The organism is Pseudomonas extremorientalis, assembly GCF_024584605.1.
GTDB classification, from domain to species: domain Bacteria; phylum Pseudomonadota; class Gammaproteobacteria; order Pseudomonadales; family Pseudomonadaceae; genus Aquipseudomonas; species Aquipseudomonas extremorientalis.
The window spans coordinates 1,240,849-1,261,878 of record NZ_CP089519.1 but is presented as its reverse complement, the minus strand read 5'-3'; the positions used below and the strand labels follow the sequence as shown (position 1 = coordinate 1,261,878).

Genomic DNA, 21,030 nt, shown 5'->3' with positions numbered 1-21,030 from the left:
CACGGCCTGGCACCCCCGGCTATAACCACGGAGATCGGGGTTATAGATGCTTGAAACGGGGATTGGTTCGACCTGACAGATGCTGAATGCACGCTTATCGCCGAGACTTGGCGTAAGACGGGGCAAAACTAGCACAGAGACGGGGAAATATCCGCCTCTACCTACCCATTTGGTCAGCTTTATCGCTCTAAACCGTGAAAAAAAGGCATATGCCCCGTCGGAAGGTGCCCAAAACACCCTTCGAAGCACGTCTTGGCCAATGGTGCGGTACACTTGGCGACTTTTCGGGGAGGCCCACCGCTCCCCTCTCAACCAGCCGAGAAGCCTATGCCGATCCGTCATTGCATCGTCCACCTGATCGACAAAAAACCCGACGGCACACCTGCAGTTCTCCATGCCCGCGACTCCGAGCTTGCCGAGTCGGCCGCCATCGAGAACATGCTTGCCGACCTCAACGAGAGCTACAACGCCAAACAAGGCAAGGCCTGGGGTTTCTTCCATGCCGAGTCCGGCGCGCACCCGTTCAGCGGCTGGTTGAAGGAGTATTTCGACGGCGGGCAGGATTTCACCACGTTCAGCCGCACCGCCGTCGAGCACCTGCAGAAGCTGATGGAAGAGTCCAACCTCTCCACCGGTGGCCACGTGCTGTTCGCCCACTACCAGCAAGGCATGACCGACTACCTGGCCATCGCCCTGCTGCACCACAGCGAAGGCGTGGCGGTGACCGACGAGCTGGACGTGACCCCATCCCGTCACCTGGACCTGGGCCAACTGCACCTGGCGGCGCGGATCAACGTGTCCGAGTGGCAGAACAACAAGCAGTCCAAGCAGTACATCTCGTTTATCAAGGGCAAGAACGGCAAGAAGGTGTCGGAATACTTCCGCGACTTCATCGGCTGCCAGGAAGGCGTCGACGGCCCAGGAGAGACCCGCACCCTGCTCAAGGCCTTCAGCGACTTCGTTGAAAGCGAAGACCTGCCCGACGAATCCGCCCGCGAAAAGACCAAGACCCTGGTGGACTACGCCAGCAGCCAGGCCAAGCTTGGCGAACCCATGGGCCTGGAAGAACTCTCGGGGTTGATCGATGAAGATCGGCCAAAGGCGTTCTACGACCATATCCGCAACAAGGATTACGGCCTCTCGCCGGAGATTCCGGCGGATAAACGCACCCTCAACCAGTTCCGTCGCTTCACCGGCCGCGCCGAGGGCCTGTCCATCAGCTTTGAAGCACACCTGCTGGGGGACAAGATCGAGTACGACGAAGCCGCCGGCACCTTGATCATCAAGGGCCTGCCGACCCAGCTGACCGACCAGCTCAAGCGCCGTAACTGATGCTGGGCGGGGTTTTCAAGAAAGTCCTGCTGGTATTGCTGGTGGTGGTGGTGATCCAGAACTGGGGCAAGATCGAGCGGGTGTTCAACCCATCGCAGGTAGCCCCTGAACAAGTGCGCGCTTCGGCGCGCGTGGTGCTGTATGCCACCGCGTGGTGCGGGTACTGCAAGCAGATCCGCCGTTTCCTGGACCAGAAAGGCATCCCCTACCAGGCGTTCGATATCGAGAAAGACGCCCAGGCGCGCAAGACGTATGAGGCGTTGGGCGGCGGCGGGATTCCGTTTGTGGACGTGAACGGCACGCTGATTCGCGAGTACAGCCCCGAGAAGATCATGGCGGCGCTGAAGTAATCAGCGCACCACGATCATGCGCCCCAGCACCTGGTGCTGTTCAAAACCGAGAACCGCCTGCAAGGCATTCAGCACAGCCTGTGGGTCTTTGCTCGGGAAGCTGCCGCTGACGCGCCTGGCGCCCATCTCTTCGTTAAGCAACAGGATACGACCGGGGTAGTAACGGCCCAGGTCCTTCACTACGTCCGCCAAGGGCGCCTTGTAGTAGTTGAGCCAGCCGTCGCGCCAGGCCAGGCGTGATTCGCTGTCGACCCCATGCATTGGTTCGGCAATGCCATCGGCGTAGGCCACTTGCTGGCCGGCGGTAAGAACCTGCTGTTGGCCCTGCTTTGACGGCGTCACGCCAACCCGTCCGGACAACACCGTCACCTGGGCGCCTGCCGGTTGCAGGCGCACTTCGAACTGGGTGCCCAGCACCCGCGCTTCACCGCTGCCCGCCGCCACCACGAAGGATTGCCCGGTGTGGATCACGCTGAAAAAGCCGGCCCCGCGACGCAATTGGATACGCCGCTCGCCATGGTTGAAATCCACGGCGATGGCGCTGTCAGCGTCCAGGGTGACTTGGGAGTTGTCGGCCAGCGTGACGGTTTTGATTTCCCCGGGTGCCGTCACGTAGTCAGCGCCAAGGTCATCGACCCAGCGCGACGGCTGCCAACCAGCCCCCATGGACACCATCACCACCAGGCAGGCAGCCATGGCCAACGCCCCGGACCAACGCAGCACCCGCGAACGCTTCGGGGTGTTCATCGCATTGAGGTAGCCCTGCAAGGCCATGGCTTCTTCGTCCGCCAGCTTGCGCGCCGGGACTTCGCTCAACTCCCACAGCACCTGGGCCTGGGAATAGGCCTCGACATGTGCAGGGTCGGCCCGCAGCCACTGGCTGAACGTGGCCTGGTCGCCACTGCTGGGCTGGTCGTGCAGCAGGCTCAACCAGGCCAGGGCCGCTTGTTCCTGGGCGGGCGTGGGGGTGACGTTCACGGTGCTTTCCCTGGCGTGCGTGGGGATGAGGGGTCGCGAAGGCTGGCTTTGCAGGCTTCGAGGGCACGCATCATATGTTTTTCCACGGCACTTTGGGACAGGCCCATGGCCTTGGCGATTTGCGCGTACTTGCGCCCGTGGATGCGGTTGAGCAGGAAAATCTGCCGCGTGCGCTCGGGCAAACTGCGCAGCGCCGCTTCGACATGGCGCAGATCATTGCCGGCTTCCAACGCCGCCTGGGGCTCGGAGCCTTGGTTGTCGTGCTGTTCGGGCAGCCAGCCTTCGCTGCTGCGCACCCGCGCGCCTTCGCTGCGCAGGTGATCAATGGCGATATTGCCGGCGCAGCGCAGCAGGTAGGTGCTGAGTTCTTCGACCTGCACCAGCGGCCGGCGCCAGAAGCGCAGGAACAGGTCCTGCACCAGGTCCGCCGCCGTGGCGCGGCACCCCACGCGGCGACTCACCAGGGCTTCCATCTGCGAACGCTGGGACAGGAACACCTGCAGGAAATGCGCACGCCCACCGGCCGCGTCAGCGTGCTGGCTGTCCTGGGGTTCCGGTGGGGTGCTGATCATCATGGACGGGCTCAGAGGGTGGCGAAGGCTGCGACAGGGCTGGCGAGCAGGCCGACACCCGCCAGGATCAGGGCCAGCCTTGGCCGATACGGCAACAGCAGCACCAACAGCAGTGCGCTGAGCATCAACACGGCGCACCACTCCACCAGGCCCTGGCCCCAACCGGCGATGGCCACGGCGGGCCAGATCGACACGGTCAGCAGCAACCACCCGGCCACACGCAAACCCAGGCGCCGGCGAGGCGTGGGTCTACTGTGCAACAGTTCGCCGTGATGACGGTCGGTGGACAAGCACAGCGCAGTAAAGCCGGCGTAGCACATCAGCAGTGCAAGCAGCATTCAGTTCGCCTCCTGCTTAAGCGTCAACCCGCGTGTGCGTTCAACCTTGGGCGCAGGCACGGTGCGATGCCGCATCTTCCAGGCGGCCCAGCCGAGGAATATTCCGCTGGCCAGGCTCGTCAGGTCGAAGCCGGCCATGGCCCAGTCTCCGGTGGCCAATGAAACGCCCAGGTGATGCGAGGTGGTCAACGCGTTGAGCAATGGAATGGCGATAAACAGCAATGCGCCGACGCTCAACTGCTCGACCCAACCCTGGCGGCCACGCCGCAGGATGGCGTGCAGCAGGCTCAGGCCCCAGGCAATAAAGAAGGTTTGCACTTCCCAGCCGGAACGTTCGGCGAAGGTCACCGGCAGCAGGCGGTTGGCCCAGAAAAACGCCGCGATGGCGATCATCAGGCCAGACATGCTGGCGATGTTGAGTACTTCCACAAGACGCAGTTCAAACGGCATCACATTGCTCTTGAGGTGCTTGAGCTGACGCTTGCCAAGCCAGATGACCAGCCCGGTGCCGATCATCGCCGTGCCCGCCAGCCCGCAGATAAAGTACAACCAGCGCAGCACCGGGCCGGCGAAATGGCCCATGTGCAGGCCGTAGAAACTGCCGCCGATGGCCGCCGGCAGCGACTGCCCGCCGCTCACTCGCAACAGTTCGCCGGTGCTGCCATTGAAGGACACGGTACTGCCGAAATCGTGCACTACGCTGTCGGAACCGGCGCGCAATACATTGACCGAGGCGTTCATATCGCCGGGGTTATTCACCGCCACGCGCCCCACATGCCCGCCCGCCCACTGTGCCCGCGCCTGCTCGTACATCGGCACCAGCGGCAGCAATGTGCCTGGCTGGCCCGATGCAGGCGCGTTGTTGGTGTTCGGGAACACCTCGCTGAAAAAGGCGCGGGTGTCGTTGCCATAGGAAGCCAGGATCGGCGCCGGCATCACCATGCTCATGAAGATCACCAGGCTGCTGTAGGTGATCATCAGATGGAAAGGCAGCACCAGCACACCCACCGCGTTGTGCCCGTCGAGCCAGGAACGCTGGCCTTTGCGGGGACGGAAGGTGAAGAAGTCCTTGAAGATTTTCTTGTGGGTGATGATGCCGGTGATCAGCGCGATGAACATCACCATCGCGGCGATGGTCGACAGCCAGCGACCCCACGGGTGAGGCATTTGCAGTTGGAAGTGGAACCGGTAGAAGAACTCGCCGCCCATGCTTTCACGGGCCTGCACGGCCTGGCCGGTGACGGGGTCGAGGGTTTTCTGGATGAAGTTGCCACGCTTGCCGGGGTCGACCTTGTCCTGCCACATCACCGACAGGCCGGGGTCGCGGCTGTCCGGCAAGGTGATGAACCAGCGTGCGGCGGTGGGTGCGACCTGCTGCAGATAGGTTTGCGCGACGGTGAGGCTGCGCGCATCGTCCAGGGGACGGGCCTGCACTTCGGGCTGCATCCAGTGGCTGATCTCGTCCTTGAAATACGACAGGGTGCCTGTCAGGAAAATTGCAAACAGCAGCCAGCCGAAGATCAACCCGGCCCAGGTGTGCAACCAGGCCATGGCCTGACGGAAACCCTCTTTCATACTCGTGTCATCCACAAACCCACGCCCGCCAGGGTGGCGAACGCCGCACTTGGCAGCAGCACACCGAACCAGGCGCGTGCGGCACTGCGGCAGGCGAAACACCAGAGCACAGCGAGCAGGTAAAACACGAAGGAACTCATCATCCCGGTGATCACCGCATCGGCGCGAGAGGTAGGCAGCCACAGCGCCAGACAGATGCTGGCCAGGGACGCCATCAGGTAACCGCCCACCACGGCAGCCAGCACACGCGAGGTCACGGCGAGACGATAGGAGACAGGCAGCGAGGTTTTGCTTTTCATGCAGGAGGCGCCAGGTTCATCAGCGCGCAATATTAATGATAAATATTCTCATAAGCAAAACAGAACGGATGAATCACCTGTGCGGATGGATTGCCGAAGCCACTCACGCGCCCTACAATGCGAACAATTCTTGTTCTCTAAAGCATGGCGATGCTTGTGGAGTGTCCCCGTTGAGCCCGTCCAACACCGTCGAAGTTTTGTACACCGACCATCACCACTGGCTCACCGGCTGGTTGCGACGCAAGCTCGGCTGCCCGGAAAGCGCCGCCGACCTGGCCCAGGACACCTTCATGCGCGTGCTCACCGCGCGGGAAACGCCCACCCTGGTCGAGCCCCGCGCGTTTCTCACTACGGTTGCCAAGCGCGTGCTGTTCAACTTCTACCGCCGCCAAGACCTGGAACGCGCCTACCTCGATGCCCTGGCACACATGCCCGAACACGTGGCGCCATCGGAAGAAGAACGCGCAATCATCCTGCAAACCCTGGTCGAGCTGGACCAACTGCTCGACGGCCTGCCGGTGCAGGTCAAGCGCGCCTTCCTGCTGGCGCAACTGGATGGGCTGACCTACGCGCAAATCGGCGCGGAGCTTGGGATTTCCATCGCCACCGTCAAACGTCACCTGACCAAAGCGGCCATGCGCTGCTATTTTGCCCTATGAACTTCTCCACTCAAGTCGCCGAACAGGCCGTGCATTGGCTGATGGAAATGCAGCAAGGCGGACTCAACCCTCGCCAGCAGGCTGCCTGGCAACACTGGCTGAACGCCCACAGCGAACACCAGCGCGCCTGGGACCACATGCAACGCGTCAACCAGCGCCTGCGCGGCATGCCCTCGCCCCTTGCCCATGCGGCGTTGAACGCGCCAACCTCCACCAGCCGCCGCCAGGCGCTCAAGTTGCTGTTGATCCTCGGTGCCGGTTCGGCCGCCGCCTGGGGCCTGCGCCAGCAACATATCCTGCCGCCGCTGAGCGCCGACTACCGCAGCCCCATCGGCCAACGCCGCAAGGTGCAATTGGCCGATGGCAGCCAGTTGCAACTCAATACCGGCAGCGCGGTGGATGTGCACTTCGATGGCAGGCAACGACTGATCCGCCTGCTTGAAGGCGAAATCCTGCTGACCGGTATCGCCGGCAATACACCGCTTAACGTGTTGACCGGCCAGGGTCTACTTACCAGCCAGGCCGCACGCATGAACGTGCGTCAGTTCAACGACCACACCCAGCTGGCGGTATTCGATGGCCGCGTCGAGGTAATGCCCAACACCTACAGCGGCCTGCCGCTGACGGTCGAGGCCGCGCGCCAGGTCAACTTCACCCGCAAAGGCTGGGACACCCCGCGCCCTAGCGACGCCAACAGCGGCGCCTGGGCCGACGGCATGCTGGTCGCAGCCCACATGCGCCTGGAAGACTTCCTCGGCGAACTCGGCCGTTATCGTCGTGGCCAGGTCAATTGCGACCCACAGGTGGCCAACCTGCTGATCTCCGGCAGCTACCCGCTGGACGACAGCGAACGGATTCTGGACCTGCTGGAAGTGAGCCTGCCGGTGAAAGTGCGGCGCTTCACGCGGTATTGGGTGACGGTGCAGGCACGCGCCTGAAATTAATTCAAAACACTGTGAGCCGTTTTCCACACCTCGCGTGACAGAGAAGGAAAGCCCCCTTGATCCTTTCTTCTCAGGACCGCTCTTCATGCCCCAGCAACCCACGCTTCTCGCCCGCACCCTGCGCCAGTTCCTACTTGGCGCCAGCCTGAGTCTTACGGTACTGCCACACGCCATGGCGGCCGATGCCAAGCCGTATCACATCGCGCCGACTTCGCTGGAAGCGGCGTTGAATCAATTCGGACGTGAAGCGGGTGTGCTGATTTCCTTCGGTTCGCAAGTCACCGCGGGCATGCAGAGTCGTGGCTTGTCCGGTAACTACGGCACCGCAGACGGCCTGCAGAAACTGCTGGAAGGCACCGGCCTGCAAGCCCGCGCCGAAGGCGACAATGCCTACAGCCTGCAACCGACCAATGCACCGACCACTATTGAGTTGGGCACCTCCAGCGTGGTCGGCGACTGGCTCGGCGACGCAGCGCAAACCAATGTGTTCGAACACCCCGGCGCCCGAGATGTGATCCGCCGCGAAGAGTTCGAACGCCAGGGCGCCACCCAGGCCAGGGACGTGCTCAATCGCATCCCCGGCGTCAACGCCCCGGACAACAACGGCACCGGCAGCCACGACATGGCGCTGAACTTCGGTATTCGCGGCCTCAACCCGCGCCTGGCCTCGCGCTCCACGGTACTGATGGACGGTATTCCGGTGCCGTTTGCGCCGTACGGCCAACCACAACTGTCGTTTGCGCCGATCAGCATGGGCAACATGGATGCCGTCGACGTGGTGCGTGGCGGCGGCGCCGTGCGCTACGGCCCGCAGAACGTCGGTGGCGTGGTCAACTTCGTGACCCGGGCGATCCCGGATGCGCCCACGGTCAAAGGCGGCCTGCAGACCGAAACCAGCCCGTCCTCCAGCCATGACGGCTTCAAGACCACCGGCAATCTGCTGGCCGGCGGCACGGCCGACAATGGTCTGGGCGGTGCGCTGCTGTACTCCGGCACCCGTGGCGGCGACTGGCGCGAGAACAGCAACACGCGCATCGACGACCTGATCCTCAAGGGTAAATACCAGCTCGACGACGCCAACAGCTTCAACGCCATGGCGCAGTACTACGAAGGCCAGGCCGATATGCCTGGGGGTTTGAACGTTGCGGACTACAAGGCAGATCCGTACCAGTCCACCCGCCCCTACGACAAATTCTGGGGCCGCCGCACGATGTTCAACGTCGGCTACCGCTATGAGCAGGATCGTCGCGAGTTCACCGTGAATAGCTTCTTCACCAAGACCCTGCGCAGTGGTTACCTGGACCAGGGCACCTTCCTCTCGCTGTCCCCGCGCGAGTACTGGGTGCGTGGCATCGAGACCCGCTTCGCCCAAGGCTTTGATGTGGGCCCGACCAGCCACGAAGTCGGCGTCGGCTACCGCTACATCAACGAGGCCGGCCACGAACTGCGCTATCGCACGCCAATTGCCGCCAACCAGCAGATTCCCACTACCAACAGCCGCAACGACCGCGACACCCGTGGCGGCACCGAAGCCAATGCATTCTTCATCGACGACCGGATCGATATCGGCAAGTGGACCATCACCCCGGGCGTGCGCTACGAGATGATCGAGTCCCAGCAAACCAACAACCTGAGCAACGTCAAATACAAGGGTGACTACAACACCGCGCTGCCGGCGCTGAACGTGCTCTACCACCTCACCGACAGCTGGAACCTCTATGCCAACACCGAAGGTTCGTTCGGCAGCGTGCAGTACAGCCAGATGCCCAACCGCGTGACCAGCGGCGAAGTAAAACCGGAAAAAGCCCGCACCTGGGAACTGGGTACCCGTTACGACGACGGCACCTTGCGTGCCGAGATCGGCGCGTTCCTGATCAACTTCGACAACCAGTACGAAAGCAACCAGACCAACGACTCGGTGATTGCCCGTGGCGAAACTCGCCACCAGGGTATCGAGACCAGCGTCAACTACGCGCTCGATGGTTTGAGCCCGGCGCTGGCCGGGTTTGATGTGTACGCCACTTACGCGTACGTCGACGCCACCATCCGCGAGGACGGCCCGAACAAAGGCAACCGCGTGCCCTTCTCGTCCAAGCACAAAGGCACCCTCGGCGTCGGTTATACCGAAGGCCGCTGGAAACTCAACCTGGACAGCAGCTACCAGAGCAGCCAATTCGCCGACAACGCCAACACCCAGGCCGAAAGTGCCGACGGTGCCAATGGACGTATCCCGGGCTATATGTTGTTCAGCAGCCGTGCCGCCTACGACTTCGGCCCGCAGTTGTCGGATTTGAACGTAGCGGTGGGGGTGAAAAACATCTTCAACAAGCAGTACTACACGCGCTCGTTCGACGATAACAACAAGGGCAAATACGTCGGCGAGCCGCGCACGGTGTACGTACAGACCTCGATCGCGTTCTAACTGCCCGCCAGGCAACTGGGAGTGGCCGCGACCAGGGCGTCGATGGCGCAGCGGGTTTTGGCCGGCATATGCGCGGCGGTCGGCCAGATCACGTGGATCGGCGAGGGTTGCTCACGGTAGGCGGGCAACACCGCTTCCAACTGCCCGCGCAGCACATAGTGTGCAATCAACCAACTGGGCAACCAGGCCAGGCCGACGCCCGCGATAGCAGCGTCCGCCACGGCCTGGAGGTCATCCAGCACCAACGGCGATACGACCCGCGAACGATGCGGCGTGTTGCTGCGGTAGGCAATGCCGCGGTGGCCGGCAAGGTCATCCGTCGATTCAATCCGTCCCACCCGCTGCAAGTACGCCGGTGAAGCGGCCAGCCCCACCGACTGTTCACCCAGGCGCCGTGCACTCAAGCGTTCGGTGTCAGGCAAAGCACCGATTCGCACGGCGATATCGAAGCCTTCCTGCGCCAGGTCGGTCATACGGTCAGCAAAACACACCTCGATCTCCAGTTGCGGGTAACGGTCCATCAACCCCCATAACGCGGGCGCCGCATAGTGATGCCCGAAGGCCAGCGGCACGCTGGCGCGCAGCCGGCCGCGTGGCAACTGCCGGCCACTCTCCAGCACCGATTCGGCGGCTTCGAGTTCGGTCAGTGCGCGCAGGCAATGCTCGTAGTACGCCTGCCCGTCTTCCGTCAGACGCTGGCGGCGAGTGGAGCGCTGCAACAGGCAAGTCCCCAGCCGCGCCTCCAGCCGCGCCAGGCCCTTGCCCACCGCCGAGCGCGTGAGATTCAGACGTTCGGCGGCTTCCGTCAGGTTGCCGCTTTCGACGATCTGCAGAAAGAGTTCAACGCCATCGAAACGCGCAGTGGCCATGATTATATTGTCGCCCTTGATTCCCCTGTTGATGGAAAACTTATCACGAATAAAGAAACAGATTCCCCTGAAAATCTAACGCCCCCTCAACCTCAGGAGAATCCCATGCCACCCGCCGCCACCTTATCGGCCGTCAACCCACCCCGCACCGCCAGAAACGGCCTCGCCCTCACCGCCGTATGCCTCGTCGCCCTGATGTTCGGCCTGGAGATCTCCAGCGTGCCGGTGATCCTGCCCACGCTGGAGCAGCAATTGGGCACAGGCTTCCAGGATGCCCAATGGATCATGAATGCCTACACACTGGCCTGCACCAGCGTATTGATGGCAGCCGGCACCCTGGCGGACCGTTTTGGCCGCAAGCGCATACTGGTGCTGTGCCTATGGTTGTTCGGACTGGCTTCGCTGGCGTGTGGGTTGGCGAACGATGCACCGACGCTGATTGCCGCACGCTTCGTCCAGGGCGTGGGCGCCGGGGCGATGATGATCTGCCAGTTCGCGATTCTGTCGCACCTGTTTCGCGAACCGGCGGCGCGGGCACGGGCGTTCGCAATCTGGGGCGTAATCGCCGGCGTGGGCCTGGGCTTCGGGCCGATGGTGGGGGCGTTGATCCTGGCAGTGGCGGACTGGCGCTGGGTGTTCCTGGTGCATGTACCGCTCACCCTGTTCACCCTGGTGCTGTTGCATGTCAGCGTGCAGGAGTCCCGTGACCCGGCCAGCCATCGCCTGGACATCGCCGGCATGCTCACCTTGACGCTGTCGGTGTTCGCGCTGGTCTATTTCATCACCCAGGGCACCGAGAACGGTTTTGGCACACCAGTCATGCTCGGCTGGGCGGGACTGGCGGTGGCCGGGTTGCTGTTGTTCATCGTCGTTGAACGACGCAGCGCCCACCCGATGTTCGACTTCTCGGTATTGCGCATCCAGCGCTTCAATGGCGCCTTGATGGGCTCGATCGGCATGAATTTCAGCTTCTGGCCGTTCATGATCTACCTGCCGTTGTATTTCCAGGCCGGCCTGGGCTACGACACCCTGACCAGCGGCGGCGCCCTGCTCGCCTACACCCTGCCCACACTGCTGGTACCGCCGCTGGCTGAGCGCCTGGCCCTGCGCTATGGCGCCGAGCGCATCATTCCGTTGGGCCTGGGGTTGATGGGTGTCGGCTTCCTGGCCATGGCCGCTGCCAATGGGGTGGCGCAACCCAGTATCCTGCTGATCCTGGGCAGTTGCATCATTGCCGGCACAGGCCTGGCGCTGACCAACTCCCCCACCACCAACACCACGACCGGCTCGGTGTCGGCGGACCGCGCCGGCATGGCCTCGGGCATCGACCTCAGCGCACGGCTGATTACCCTGGCGCTCAACATCGCGTTGATGGGGCTGGTGCTGTTGCTGGGGATCAGCGATCAACTGGCGAATGTACTGCCCGACGCCACGGCGCTGGATTGGCCGGGCATCAGCCAGAACATCGCGGCCGGCAAGCTCGATGTACCGGGGTTGAACGCCGCGCAGGCACAGGCCGCACTGCGCCACGGTGCCGGCTGGGCGATGCTGTTTGCAGGGTTGGGTGCGTGTGGGCTGGCGCTATCGAGCCGGTACTTTTTCCGACGCGGACAGTAAATGAAAACGGGCCTGCAGTTGCAGGCCCGTTCTTAGTGGAGCGCGAGAACGTTATCAGCCGTTGAACACGGCACGTTCTTTTTCCAGGAACTCCTGCTCAAGCTCATCTTCATTGACTTTGGTGGTTGGCTGGCTTTTCCCGGCAGCGCGTGGCTTGCCTTGCAGTTTGCCAAACAGATGTTCCAACGCATGGTCCAGCTTGGTCGCCGCACCGTCGATGGCCTGTTCCAGCGTATCGGCCTTGTGCAGCACCGACAGTGGCTGATGGCCTTTTGGCCGCGCTTCCAGGCGGCAACTCAAATCGTGGGGACCGGGCTTGTCGCCGTTCTCATCCCGCAGGTAGACCTCCACTCGGGTCAGGTCTTCTTCGTAACGTTCGAGCGTGCTCTCAATGGTAGTACGTACCCACTCCTCCAGTCGGATGCTGCTTTCAATATGGTTATCGCTATTGACTTGGATTTGCATAGTTCTTCCCTTATTTCAGCTAGCTCGCGAGAGGTCACAACTGCGACACCGGGGCGGTGAAACCATGACCTCTTGATTACACAATTGAGCAGTCCGCAGAACAATTCAACCCCTTTGCAAAGATAAATCCTACATTACAAATTAAGCCTGACGACGAGCAAAAACGCTGTTAGGGTGGGGAGTTAGTTACATCTTCTTACGTGCAATCAACCTTAAAGTTGCCCCTCTCCCAACGGGTGCAATCCGCGAAAGATCTCCGCCTCCTCCACCAGCCAATCATGTACCGCACGCACGCCCGGATGGCTCAGCGCACCCGGCGCATACAGCAGTACGTAGCGTTTATGGTTAGGCACGGCCAGGCCGAAGGGCACGATCAAGGTGCCGCGCTCCAATTCATCGTTGAGCAAGGTGCGGCGTGCGATGGCCACGCCCATGCCGGCGATGGCGGCTTCGATGGTCAGGTGGTTACGGTTGAAGGTGTGGCCACGGCGCACATCGGCGTCGTGGTAGCCGATGGCATTCAAGTAAAACTCCCACTCCGCATACTCATAACTGCCACGCCAGGCGGTGATGTCATGCAGCAGCGGGAAATGCACCAGGTCGGCCGGCCCATGCAACGGTGGGCGACCGCGTAGCAGGCTCGGCGCGCACACCGGGAAGATCTGCTCGTCGAGCAAGGCGGTGGATAACAGGCCGGGGTAGCTGCCGTCGTTCAAGTCGACGGCCAGGTCGAAGTCGCCCTCATGCAAGGCGATGCTGCTGTCCTCGGCGACCATACGCAATTGGATATCCGGAAAGCGCTGCTGCAAACGCGGTAACCGAGGGGTCAGCCACTTGCCGAGAAACGACGGGATCGAGCGCAGGCGCAAGGTGCCGCTGATCATTCCCGCGTCCAGGCGCTGCAACTCCGCGTCGATGCTGCCATAGGCCTCGCCCACCGTCGCGGCCAAACGTTGCCCCTCGGCACTCAGCTCCACCCCACGGGCACGTCGATGAAACAGACGAAACCCCAATCGCTCTTCCAACTGACGGATTTGCTGGCTCACCGCGCCCGGCGTGATGTGCAGTTCTTCGGCACAACGGGTGAACGACAGGTGCCGCGCAGCACAGGAAAAAACGTGCAGCCAGACATACGTCTGGCCATGGAGGGGCCGGGTCATAGCGTTTAGTCTCGCTAAAGGGTGTCTTAGGATAATTCGTTGGTCAGTGTCGTGCCAGAGGCTCAGTATCGCGCCAATTGCGCTCGGCCTACAAAACATGGCAGCGATTCCTACTCCATTGCTTGTAAGGGTTTAGCATGGCTATCAGTGTTTTTGATCTATTCAAAGTGGGCATCGGCCCTTCCAGCTCCCATACCGTCGGCCCCATGCGCGCGGCGGCGACCTTTGCCCAAGCCCTGATCGACCAACGATTGTTGAGCGCCACCCGCCGCGTGGAAGTACGCTTGTATGGCTCGCTGTCCGCCACCGGTGTAGGGCATGCCACCGACCGCGCCTGTGTGATGGGCCTGATGGGTGAGTGGCCGGACACCGTCGACCCCACCTCGATCAATGCCCGTATCCAGCAACTGCGTGAATCCGGCCGACTGTTACTCGCCGGCCAGCAGGACATTGCCTTCAACTGGCACACCGACCTCCTGCTACTGGACGAAAGCCTGCCCTACCACCCCAACGCCATGTCCCTGCACGCCTACGGTGAAAACGGCCTGCTGAGCGAGCAAACCTATTACTCGGTAGGCGGTGGTTTCATTATCGAAGCCGCCGAAGCAGCCTCCGGCATCGCACCAGCCAGTGATGTGCAATTGCCCTACGACTTTTCCAGTGCCGTCGAACTGCTCGCTTTGTGCAACAAGCACGGCCTGCGGGTTTCCGAACTGATGATGGCCAACGAACGTGCGTGGCGCAGCGACGCCGATATCCGCAGCGGCCTGCTGCATATCTGGTCGGTGATGCGCGAATGCGTGGAGCAAGGCCTGCGCGACGAAGGCATCCTGCCGGGCGGCCTGGATGTGCCACGCCGCGCGGCGAAACTGCACCGCAGCCTGTTGGAAATCGGCAAGCCGAATGTCATCACCTCCACCTTGTCCGCCATGGAATGGGTCAATCTGTTCGCCCTCGCCGTCAACGAAGAAAACGCTGCCGGCGGGCGCATGGTCACCGCGCCCACCAACGGTGCCGCCGGGATCATCCCGGCCGTGCTGCATTACTACATGAAGTTCAACGCCGACGCGTCTGACGACGACGTGGTCAATTTCTTCCTGGCCGCTGCCGCCGTCGGCATCCTCTGCAAGAAAAACGCATCCATTTCCGGTGCCGAGGTTGGCTGCCAGGGCGAAGTCGGTTCGGCCTGCGCCATGGCCGCCGCCGGTTTGGCCGACGTGCTCGGTGCAACCCCCGAGCAACTGGAAAACGCCGCGGAAATCGGCCTGGAACACAACCTCGGCCTCACCTGCGACCCGGTCGGTGGCCTGGTGCAAGTGCCGTGCATCGAGCGCAACGCCATCGCCGCCGTCAAGGCGATCAACGCCACGCAAATGGCCCTGCGCGGTGACGGCAAGCACTTCATTTCCCTCGACCGGGTGATCCGCACCATGCGCGATACCGGCACCGATATGCATGACAAATACAAAGAAACTTCACGGGGCGGCCTGGCGGTCAGCTGGGTGGAGTGCTGATCGGCTTGGTTGCGCTGTCAGCGATCGTTTTCTCGGGACTGCCCTGAAACAGGTCACCCCACTCAAGCACGACCCAAAACAACGGTGGGAGGGGGCTCGCCCTCAATAGCGGTCTTCCAGCCAAGCATTCATTGGCTGAAAGTCTGCTATCGAGGGCAAGCCCCCTCCCACATTGGGATACGCGCCCCACACGGCACGGCCTTTGCTGTACAGCTCATGAGGCAAACGGACTTTGTGAAACCTCAGCGACGAAGTGGCCGGTGGTCAGGAGACGCGAACTAATCCCGACACCGGTCGTCAATGACTGCATGTTCTTATCAGGCGGTAACACACCATGGACAATCCTTTTCAGATCATCACCGACACCTTCACCCCGCAATACCGCGTCAATCTGAGCATTCAACGCCTGGACGGCAGCATCATGCTGACCCTCTCCAACGAGCAGGGCGTGGTAGCCAAACGCATGATCAGCGCCGAGCAACGCAATGATCCCAAGCGGCTCAAACGTCTGGTGCAGAGCATCCAGTTCGGCATCGCCATCGAGCAGGGCCACAGCGCCATGGACATCCTCACGGTGATGACGGATGGCGACCACAAAGTGCTACAGCGGCCGCCTGCCCGTACCCTGCCCTTCAGCGTCGGGCTTTAAAGCTCGCCCTTCTCGGTTTCCAGGCTCGCCTCGCCCTTGCGACGCGGGCCTTCGACCTTTACGGAAGGGAATGCCGATGAGGCATAGCGCACCACCAGGATCGAGAACGCCAACAGCAGAATCCCACCGCACAGGTAGATGATGCCTACATCCGGCGGGTTGTGATGGGACACGTTGGAGATCAGCAGACGCGTCAGCGCGGTGATTGCCACGTAGATCAGGAAGCGTACCGGCATGTGATTGGTCTTGAAGTAAATCCCCACCATCGCGCCCAATTCCAGGTAGATGAACAGCAGCAAGATGTCATCGATCTTGATGTGTCCGTTCTCCAGCATCCCCAGAAACTCCATCACCGCCGCCCAGGCCGTCACCGCACCAATGGCGAACAGCGCCAGGTAGTGGAACGACTCGACGAACAGATTGCCCAGGGACTCGGCCAGACCATGTACTTGCTGGCGCAGCCTTTCGGCCCAGTTGATTTTCACGATGATGCTTCCTTAGGTCGACTCGACCGGATAATGCGGGTTGGACGTGACGGTTGTTCTGCATGCAGAAAAAAGGCCAGGGGCAGGTATAAGATGATGGCGGGGTGATATGAGGCACTCCAATCCCGTATTTCCCGACTACATTAAAAAACTGCTACCCAAACCCCACGGTTTGGCTTACCCTTTTAGCTGTATATAAATACAGTGGTCGCAAAAGACAACTATCGTGAAGGCATGTGAGGTGGTGAATGGCCGTCGAAGTGGTATACCGCAGCAGCCGAGATCTGGAGCGTTTGTTCATGGATAAAGCCGAAGCTGACCGTCATGACAAGATGCTTGAACTCGCCGAGTTGCTCGCAGAAGTGTTGCAAAAGGCCGTGCCGTCCCTGAGCGAGCAGCAGGTGGAAGAAGCCGGGATCTACATGGCGAAGAACCGCGATGTGTTCGCCAAGGCGTTCAAGAGCCAGCCGGACGCGTTGTCCGAGTTGCTGAACGCGGCGGCGGAATAAAGCCCGAATTGAACAGGCCCTGAATCATTGGTTCAGGGCCTTTTTACTACCTGGCTATTGGTAAAGCAGGCGCTCGGCGAGTTCGTCGGCCACGCGGGCGGGTGAGCGTTTTTCGGCCTGGGCGTGGGCGAAGATTTCGGTGAGGCGCGTGCCGATGTTGGACAGGTGCGCGGTGATGGAAGGGAGCTCTGCGCCGCTGTGCCTGAGGGCGACGTAGATCAGCCCTCCCGAGTTGATCACGTAGTCCGGTGCATAGAGGATGCCACGCGCCTCCAGTTGATCCGCGTTGTCGAGGTGGGTCAGTTGTGCACTGGCGGAACCGGCCACGGCGGCGCAGCGCAGTTGGCCGACGCTCTGGCGGTTGAACACGGCGCCGAGGCCGCAGGGGGCGAGGATGTCGCACGGCGTGCTGAGCAAGGCGTCATTGGCGATGGGGTGTGCGCCCAGTTGCTCCATGGCCAGTTGCACCTTGCCGTGGTCGATGTCGCTCACCAGCAGTTCGGCCCCGGCCGCGTGCAGTTGTTCAGCCAGGGCGAAGCCGACGTTGCCCAGGCCCTGGATGGCGACACGCAAGCCTTCGAGGTTGTCGCTGCCCAGGCGTGCCATGGCGGTGGTGCGGATGCCGGCGAACACGCCCATGGCAGCGTGGGGCGAAGGGTCGCCCGCAGCGGTGGTGCTGGTGACGTAGCGGGTGTGCTGGGCGATGCAGTCCATGTCGGCCACCGAAGTACCGCTGTCGATGGCCGTGATATAGCGACCGTCGAGTTGTTCGATGCAACGTCCGAAGGCTTCAAACAAGGCGGCACGGTTTTCCACATGAGCGGGACGCAGGATCACGGCGGTGCCACCGCCCACCGGCAAACCGGCCAGGGCCGCCTTGTAGCTCATGCCCTGGGCCAGGCGCGCGGCATCCGCCACGGCACTTTCGTCGTCGGGATAGGAGAGGTAGCGACAGCCGCCAAGGGCAGGCCCCAGACGGCTGTTATGGATGGCAATGACCGCCTTCAGCCCGGTGACCGGGTCGACGCTCAAGTGCAGCGATTCAAGGCGGGTGCTGTGCATGAGAGCAAACATCGTCAAGCTCCCGAGTCACTTCTGGTAGTGGGCCAAGTATAGGCTTGCGGTAGAAAACTGCCGGAATACGCTGGAATAAGCCGGCCGATTTGGTAGGGCTTGCGACATAAGCGCGCAGGATATTTCCCAAGCCACTGGACGAAAATTCCCAGCAAGGCTAAAACGGGGGCATCCGCCGGAGAACGCAATGAACCCCCGCAAAGCCTTTTTCGCCTGCCTGGAACGCTCCCCGCCCGCGCTGTTTGAAGCAGCGTTGTGGATTGCGGCCGAGCATGACCCGGCGGTGCAGCCATCCGTGATCCTGCAGGAGCTGACGCTGCTGCAACAACAGGTGAGCATCGGCATGCCCGTACTGCCGGCGGATGAGCTGGGCCAGCCGTTGCTGCGGCGCCTGAATGACCTGGGGTTTGCCCAGGATGAATTCACCCCGCTGCGCCCCGCCGCCGCTTTGCTGGACAAGGTGTTGCAACGCAAGCGCGGACAACCCCTGGCGATGGGGCTGATCGCCATGGAGCTGGCGCGACGGATGGATATCCCCATGGTCGGCGTGAACTTCCCCGGGCATTTCCTGCTGCGCGTACCCGGCGCCGATCACCTGTTGGACCCGTGCGGCGGCCGGCGCCTGTATCCCAATGATTGCCGCGACCTGCTGCAACGCCAGTACGGCCCCAACCTCAAGCTGCAGGCCGACCACCTGCACACCGCCGACCCGCGTTCGATCCTGCAGCGACTGTCCCGCAACCTGCGGCAATTGCACCTGTCCAACGACGCCCCGCTCGAGGCCCTGGTCGACGCCGAACGTGTGCTGGAACTGGGCAATGCCAGCGCCGCCGATTACCTGGCACGGGCCAGCCTGTACCAGCGCCTGGACTGCCCCAACGCCGAGCGCTTCGATCTGGAACACGCGCTGATGCTCAGCGAAGACCCGATCCAGCGCCTGCGCCTGACCGAACGCCTGGGGCATTTGCCGCCCAACTCAGTGGTGCACTGAACCCACGACTTTCAGGAGATTATCTCTTTCTGTGGCGAGCGGGCTTGCCCCGCGTTGGACTGCGTAGCAGGCCCAATTTTGGGGGCTGCTTCGCGACCCAGCGCGGGGCAAGCCCGCTCGCCACAGCTAGTTCGCTCGCAGTGTCAGTGATTGGCTGGTGCCTTGAGAATATCGCCGGGCATCGCGCTCTTCGGCCCCCCAGCCCCAGGCGAACGCACCTGGATAATCAACAACGCCGCCACTACCGCCGGTATCGCGCAGAAGAAGAAAATCTGCTCTACCGGGATATGCATCGCCAGCAACATGCTGCCAAACAACGGGCCCAGGATTGAACCAAACCGCCCCACCCCCAACGCCCAGCCCGTCCCCGTGGCGCGCACCTGTGCCGGATAAAAATTGCTGGCAAAGGCATTGAGCGTCAGTTGCCCACCGATGATGCAAAACCCGGCTGCAAACACACAGGCCACCAGGTAACGGGGGTTGTCATGGTTCAGGCCGAGCAGGATGGTGCACACCGCCGCTATCGCCAGCACGCCGGACAACAGTCGCACCTTGCTTTTCAAACGGTCGGCGAACCAGGCCATGCCGATGGCGCCCAAGGTCCCGGCGAACAGGAACATCGAGGTCACCAGGTTGGCTTCTTTCAACGCCAGCCCACTTTCCAGCAGCAGCGACGGCAACCAGCTGATCATGAAGTACAACAGGATCAGGCTGACAAAAAAGGTCGCCCAGATCAGCAACGTCGGTCGTGCATAACCATTGCGGAACAACTCCACCACCGTCAGTTTGCTGCCCTGCTGCTGTTGGTTTTGCGCCTCGGTGGCCAACGGCGGTTGCCAGCCCGGCAACATGCGCGACGTCACGCTTTGCAGCCGCACATAAGGCGGAGCGTCGCGCAACAGACGCGGCAGGGATTCCGGCAACAGCCACACCAGAAACGGAAACAGCAGCAACGGCGTCACGCCACCGGCGAGAAACACGGCCTGCCAGCCAAACCCTTCGATGAACCCCGCCGCCACAAACCCGCCCGCCGCGCCGCCGAACGAGAAACCACAAGCCGCCAAAGTCACCATCAATGTGCGCAGGCGTGGAGGGGAATAGTCCGACATCAACGCCATCGCACTCGGCATTGCGCCGCCCATGCCGATGCCACAGATGAATCGGGCGGCCATCAACGTGGTCAGCGAGTTGGCGAACACCATCAGCACAGTCAGGGTGGCGTAGATCAGCACACAGCCGAGCAGGATACGGCGTACCCCGAAACGATCCGCCAGCGGGGTGACCAGCAACGAGCCCAAGGTCAGCCCGAGCAGGTTGGCGCTGAACACCGGGCCAAAGGCAGCCTTCTCCAGCCCCCAGTCCTGGGCCAGCGCCGGCACCACATAACCCAGGACCTGGGCGTCGTAGCCATCGGTCACCAGCAGCAGCGCCAGCAACAGGAGAATCAACCACTGGTAGCGCGACACCGGACGGGCGTCGAGTGCCGCGCGAAAGCTGGCAATCTGATTATGCATCGCAAGGTACCTATTATTTTTATAAGGGTGTTGCAGGTCAAAATGTGGAAGGGGCTTGCACCCTTCCACAGTGTGTCCTAAGGCGTGTCAGGTTGATTGGCGGGGTGTGCCTTCACAAACGCCGGATTCTGCGCCGCCAATGCCGCCACCCGCCCGATGCGCGGGTACGCCGCCAATGGCACCTTGAAGCGTTCCGCCGCATACAACTGGGGAATCAGGAACGTATCGGCCAGCCCCGGCTGCTCGCCAAAACAAAACCCCGTGTCGCCGATCAACTGCTCCACCGCACCCAGGCCCTGGCTGATCCAATGGCCGATCCATTCCAGCACCTGCGCCTCGTCATGCCCCCACTGGCGCAGCAGGTTCTGGGGACTGGAATTGTGCAGCGGATGAATATCGCAGCCGATGATCGACGCCACCGCACGCTCATGGGCGCGGGTCGCCAGGTCGTTGGAGAGCAGCGGTGCCTGTGGATAACGTTCTTCCAGGTATTCGATGATCGCCGGCGACTGAATCAACAGCTCGCCCTCATCGGTGCGCAACGCCGGCACACGGCCCTGCGGGTTGATTGCCAGGTACTCCGGCTGGCGATTGGCACCGCCCGCCGGCACCAGCAGGTTGACCGGTACGGCAGTGAAATCCAGGCCCTTGAGCGCCAGGGCAATGCGCACCCGGTACGACGCAGTGGAACGGTAGTAAGTGTAGAGTTCCATC

The 21,030-nt window shown here is 62.1% G+C and carries 22 protein-coding genes; 10 read left to right on the top strand and 12 right to left on the bottom strand.

All coding sequences use genetic code 11. The features are described from left to right. Positions 1 to 327 precede the first annotated feature (327 nt). Positions 328 to 1,332 (top strand): nucleoid-associated protein YejK, encoded by a 1,005-nt coding sequence (yejK, locus tag LUU92_RS05530; RefSeq protein ID WP_010212893.1) that lies wholly within the window; start codon positions 328 to 330, stop codon positions 1,330 to 1,332. Continuing rightward, positions 1,332 to 1,682: a glutaredoxin family protein gene (locus LUU92_RS05525; RefSeq protein ID WP_093119592.1), complete on the top strand. Its 351-nt coding sequence runs from the start codon at positions 1,332 to 1,334 to the stop codon at positions 1,680 to 1,682. The genes yejK and LUU92_RS05525 overlap by 1 nt, the downstream gene beginning before the upstream one ends. On the opposite strand, the gene LUU92_RS05520 is transcribed toward LUU92_RS05525, so the two are convergent. Genes LUU92_RS05520 through LUU92_RS05500 form a run of 5 tightly spaced genes read right to left on the bottom strand, consistent with a single transcriptional unit; the run spans position 1,683 to position 5,444 of the window. Continuing rightward, the gene (locus tag LUU92_RS05520; RefSeq protein ID WP_257103271.1) at positions 1,683 to 2,660 is read right to left on the bottom strand and encodes a FecR family protein; all 978 of its coding nucleotides are present in this window, start codon (positions 2,658 to 2,660) and stop codon (positions 1,683 to 1,685) included. Beyond that, a complete protein-coding gene (locus LUU92_RS05515; RefSeq protein ID WP_071488629.1) occupies positions 2,657 to 3,235 on the bottom strand; it encodes an RNA polymerase sigma factor in 579 nt (192 codons plus the stop codon). Before LUU92_RS05515 ends, LUU92_RS05520 begins: the two co-directional genes overlap by 4 nt. 8 nt (positions 3,236 to 3,243) lie before the next feature. Next, entirely contained in the window at positions 3,244 to 3,570 is a 327-nt protein-coding gene (locus LUU92_RS05510) for a DUF3325 domain-containing protein (protein WP_071488628.1), read from the bottom strand. Then, a complete protein-coding gene (locus LUU92_RS05505; protein WP_257103270.1) occupies positions 3,571 to 5,145 on the bottom strand; it encodes a PepSY-associated TM helix domain-containing protein in 1,575 nt (524 codons plus the stop codon). Then, positions 5,142 to 5,444 (bottom strand): DUF3649 domain-containing protein, encoded by a 303-nt coding sequence (locus LUU92_RS05500; RefSeq protein ID WP_071488626.1) that lies wholly within the window; start codon positions 5,442 to 5,444, stop codon positions 5,142 to 5,144. The genes LUU92_RS05505 and LUU92_RS05500 overlap by 4 nt, the downstream gene beginning before the upstream one ends. Positions 5,445 to 5,614: 170 nt before the next feature. Here LUU92_RS05500 and LUU92_RS05495 point away from each other — a divergent pair, with 170 nt between their 5' ends. From LUU92_RS05495 to fecA, 3 genes are all read left to right on the top strand, one after another. Continuing rightward, positions 5,615 to 6,103, top strand: coding sequence for a sigma-70 family RNA polymerase sigma factor (locus LUU92_RS05495; RefSeq protein ID WP_071488625.1), 489 nt, complete (start codon positions 5,615 to 5,617; stop codon positions 6,101 to 6,103). After that, on the top strand, positions 6,100 to 7,041 hold the full coding sequence (locus tag LUU92_RS05490; RefSeq protein ID WP_102591578.1) for a FecR domain-containing protein: 942 nt from the start codon (positions 6,100 to 6,102) through the stop codon (positions 7,039 to 7,041). The genes LUU92_RS05495 and LUU92_RS05490 overlap by 4 nt, the downstream gene beginning before the upstream one ends. A gap of 91 nt (positions 7,042 to 7,132) precedes the next feature. Continuing rightward, on the top strand, positions 7,133 to 9,469 hold the full coding sequence (gene fecA, locus LUU92_RS05485; protein WP_071488623.1) for a TonB-dependent Fe(3+) dicitrate receptor FecA: 2,337 nt from the start codon (positions 7,133 to 7,135) through the stop codon (positions 9,467 to 9,469). On the opposite strand, the gene LUU92_RS05480 is transcribed toward fecA, so the two are convergent. Beyond that, the gene (locus LUU92_RS05480; protein WP_257103269.1) at positions 9,466 to 10,338 is read right to left on the bottom strand and encodes a LysR family transcriptional regulator; all 873 of its coding nucleotides are present in this window, start codon (positions 10,336 to 10,338) and stop codon (positions 9,466 to 9,468) included. The two genes, fecA and LUU92_RS05480, sit on opposite strands and share 4 nt — an antisense overlap. Positions 10,339 to 10,443: 105 nt before the next feature. Here LUU92_RS05480 and LUU92_RS05475 point away from each other — a divergent pair, with 105 nt between their 5' ends. Next, complete coding sequence (locus LUU92_RS05475; RefSeq protein ID WP_257103268.1) at positions 10,444 to 11,955, top strand: MFS transporter; 1,512 nt, start codon at positions 10,444 to 10,446, stop codon at positions 11,953 to 11,955. Positions 11,956 to 12,009: 54 nt separating this feature from the next. Here LUU92_RS05475 and LUU92_RS05470 read toward each other — a convergent pair whose 3' ends face one another. Further along, complete coding sequence (locus LUU92_RS05470; RefSeq protein ID WP_071488620.1) at positions 12,010 to 12,420, bottom strand: HPF/RaiA family ribosome-associated protein; 411 nt, start codon at positions 12,418 to 12,420, stop codon at positions 12,010 to 12,012. A gap of 212 nt (positions 12,421 to 12,632) precedes the next feature. Continuing rightward, complete coding sequence (locus LUU92_RS05465) at positions 12,633 to 13,580, bottom strand: LysR substrate-binding domain-containing protein (protein ID WP_071488619.1); 948 nt, start codon at positions 13,578 to 13,580, stop codon at positions 12,633 to 12,635. A 137-nt stretch (positions 13,581 to 13,717) separates the two neighbouring features. Between LUU92_RS05465 and LUU92_RS05460 the strand changes: the two genes are divergently transcribed. Then, positions 13,718 to 15,094 (top strand): L-serine ammonia-lyase, encoded by a 1,377-nt coding sequence (locus tag LUU92_RS05460; protein WP_257103267.1) that lies wholly within the window; start codon positions 13,718 to 13,720, stop codon positions 15,092 to 15,094. A gap of 334 nt (positions 15,095 to 15,428) precedes the next feature. Then, positions 15,429 to 15,743, top strand: a complete 315-nt coding sequence (locus LUU92_RS05455; protein WP_092240918.1) for a DUF3509 domain-containing protein — start codon at positions 15,429 to 15,431, stop codon at positions 15,741 to 15,743. Here LUU92_RS05455 and LUU92_RS05450 read toward each other — a convergent pair. Next, positions 15,740 to 16,228, bottom strand: a complete 489-nt coding sequence (locus LUU92_RS05450) for a phosphate-starvation-inducible protein PsiE (protein WP_058427808.1) — start codon at positions 16,226 to 16,228, stop codon at positions 15,740 to 15,742. The two genes, LUU92_RS05455 and LUU92_RS05450, sit on opposite strands and share 4 nt — an antisense overlap. Before the next feature lie 248 nt (positions 16,229 to 16,476). Here LUU92_RS05450 and LUU92_RS05445 point away from each other — a divergent pair, with 248 nt between their 5' ends. Beyond that, complete coding sequence (locus tag LUU92_RS05445) at positions 16,477 to 16,737, top strand: YebG family protein (protein WP_003171979.1); 261 nt, start codon at positions 16,477 to 16,479, stop codon at positions 16,735 to 16,737. Between the two features lie 54 nt (positions 16,738 to 16,791). On the opposite strand, the gene LUU92_RS05440 is transcribed toward LUU92_RS05445, so the two are convergent. Then, positions 16,792 to 17,811: a Glu/Leu/Phe/Val dehydrogenase family protein gene (locus LUU92_RS05440; RefSeq protein ID WP_071488616.1), complete on the bottom strand. Its 1,020-nt coding sequence runs from the start codon at positions 17,809 to 17,811 to the stop codon at positions 16,792 to 16,794. A gap of 187 nt (positions 17,812 to 17,998) precedes the next feature. Here LUU92_RS05440 and LUU92_RS05435 point away from each other — a divergent pair, with 187 nt between their 5' ends. Then, entirely contained in the window at positions 17,999 to 18,802 is an 804-nt protein-coding gene (locus LUU92_RS05435; protein WP_071488615.1) for a SirB1 family protein, read from the top strand. A 143-nt stretch (positions 18,803 to 18,945) separates the two neighbouring features. On the opposite strand, the gene LUU92_RS05430 is transcribed toward LUU92_RS05435, so the two are convergent. Next, positions 18,946 to 20,316, bottom strand: coding sequence for an MFS transporter (locus LUU92_RS05430; RefSeq protein WP_257103266.1), 1,371 nt, complete (start codon positions 20,314 to 20,316; stop codon positions 18,946 to 18,948). Between the two features lie 77 nt (positions 20,317 to 20,393). Further along, positions 20,394 to 21,029, bottom strand: a complete 636-nt coding sequence (maiA, locus tag LUU92_RS05425) for a maleylacetoacetate isomerase (protein WP_071488613.1) — start codon at positions 21,027 to 21,029, stop codon at positions 20,394 to 20,396. Between the last annotated feature and the right edge of the window lies 1 nt (position 21,030).

Excerpts from the sequence above, each read along its gene's own strand:
- LUU92_RS05440 (WP_071488616.1), bottom strand. The coding sequence starts at position 17,811 with ATGTTTGCTCTCATGCACAGCACCCGCCTTGAATCGCTGCACTTGAGC.
- yejK (WP_010212893.1), top strand. The coding sequence starts at position 328 with ATGCCGATCCGTCATTGCATCGTCCACCTGATCGACAAAAAACCCGAC.
- LUU92_RS05465 (WP_071488619.1), bottom strand. The coding sequence starts at position 13,580 with ATGACCCGGCCCCTCCATGGCCAGACGTATGTCTGGCTGCACGTTTTT.
- LUU92_RS05475 (WP_257103268.1), top strand. The coding sequence starts at position 10,444 with ATGCCACCCGCCGCCACCTTATCGGCCGTCAACCCACCCCGCACCGCC.
- LUU92_RS05505 (WP_257103270.1), bottom strand. The coding sequence starts at position 5,145 with ATGAAAGAGGGTTTCCGTCAGGCCATGGCCTGGTTGCACACCTGGGCC.
- LUU92_RS05445 (WP_003171979.1), top strand. The coding sequence starts at position 16,477 with ATGGCCGTCGAAGTGGTATACCGCAGCAGCCGAGATCTGGAGCGTTTG.
- LUU92_RS05455 (WP_092240918.1), top strand. The coding sequence starts at position 15,429 with ATGGACAATCCTTTTCAGATCATCACCGACACCTTCACCCCGCAATAC.
- LUU92_RS05430 (WP_257103266.1), bottom strand. The coding sequence starts at position 20,316 with ATGCATAATCAGATTGCCAGCTTTCGCGCGGCACTCGACGCCCGTCCG.
- LUU92_RS05435 (WP_071488615.1), top strand. The coding sequence starts at position 17,999 with ATGAACCCCCGCAAAGCCTTTTTCGCCTGCCTGGAACGCTCCCCGCCC.
- maiA (WP_071488613.1), bottom strand. The coding sequence starts at position 21,029 with ATGGAACTCTACACTTACTACCGTTCCACTGCGTCGTACCGGGTGCGC.
- LUU92_RS05480 (WP_257103269.1), bottom strand. The coding sequence starts at position 10,338 with ATGGCCACTGCGCGTTTCGATGGCGTTGAACTCTTTCTGCAGATCGTC.
- LUU92_RS05460 (WP_257103267.1), top strand. The coding sequence starts at position 13,718 with ATGGCTATCAGTGTTTTTGATCTATTCAAAGTGGGCATCGGCCCTTCC.
- LUU92_RS05500 (WP_071488626.1), bottom strand. The coding sequence starts at position 5,444 with ATGAAAAGCAAAACCTCGCTGCCTGTCTCCTATCGTCTCGCCGTGACC.
- LUU92_RS05490 (WP_102591578.1), top strand. The coding sequence starts at position 6,100 with ATGAACTTCTCCACTCAAGTCGCCGAACAGGCCGTGCATTGGCTGATG.
- LUU92_RS05515 (WP_071488629.1), bottom strand. The coding sequence starts at position 3,235 with ATGATGATCAGCACCCCACCGGAACCCCAGGACAGCCAGCACGCTGAC.
- LUU92_RS05525 (WP_093119592.1), top strand. The coding sequence starts at position 1,332 with ATGCTGGGCGGGGTTTTCAAGAAAGTCCTGCTGGTATTGCTGGTGGTG.
- fecA (WP_071488623.1), top strand. The coding sequence starts at position 7,133 with ATGCCCCAGCAACCCACGCTTCTCGCCCGCACCCTGCGCCAGTTCCTA.
- LUU92_RS05470 (WP_071488620.1), bottom strand. The coding sequence starts at position 12,420 with ATGCAAATCCAAGTCAATAGCGATAACCATATTGAAAGCAGCATCCGA.
- LUU92_RS05510 (WP_071488628.1), bottom strand. The coding sequence starts at position 3,570 with ATGCTGCTTGCACTGCTGATGTGCTACGCCGGCTTTACTGCGCTGTGC.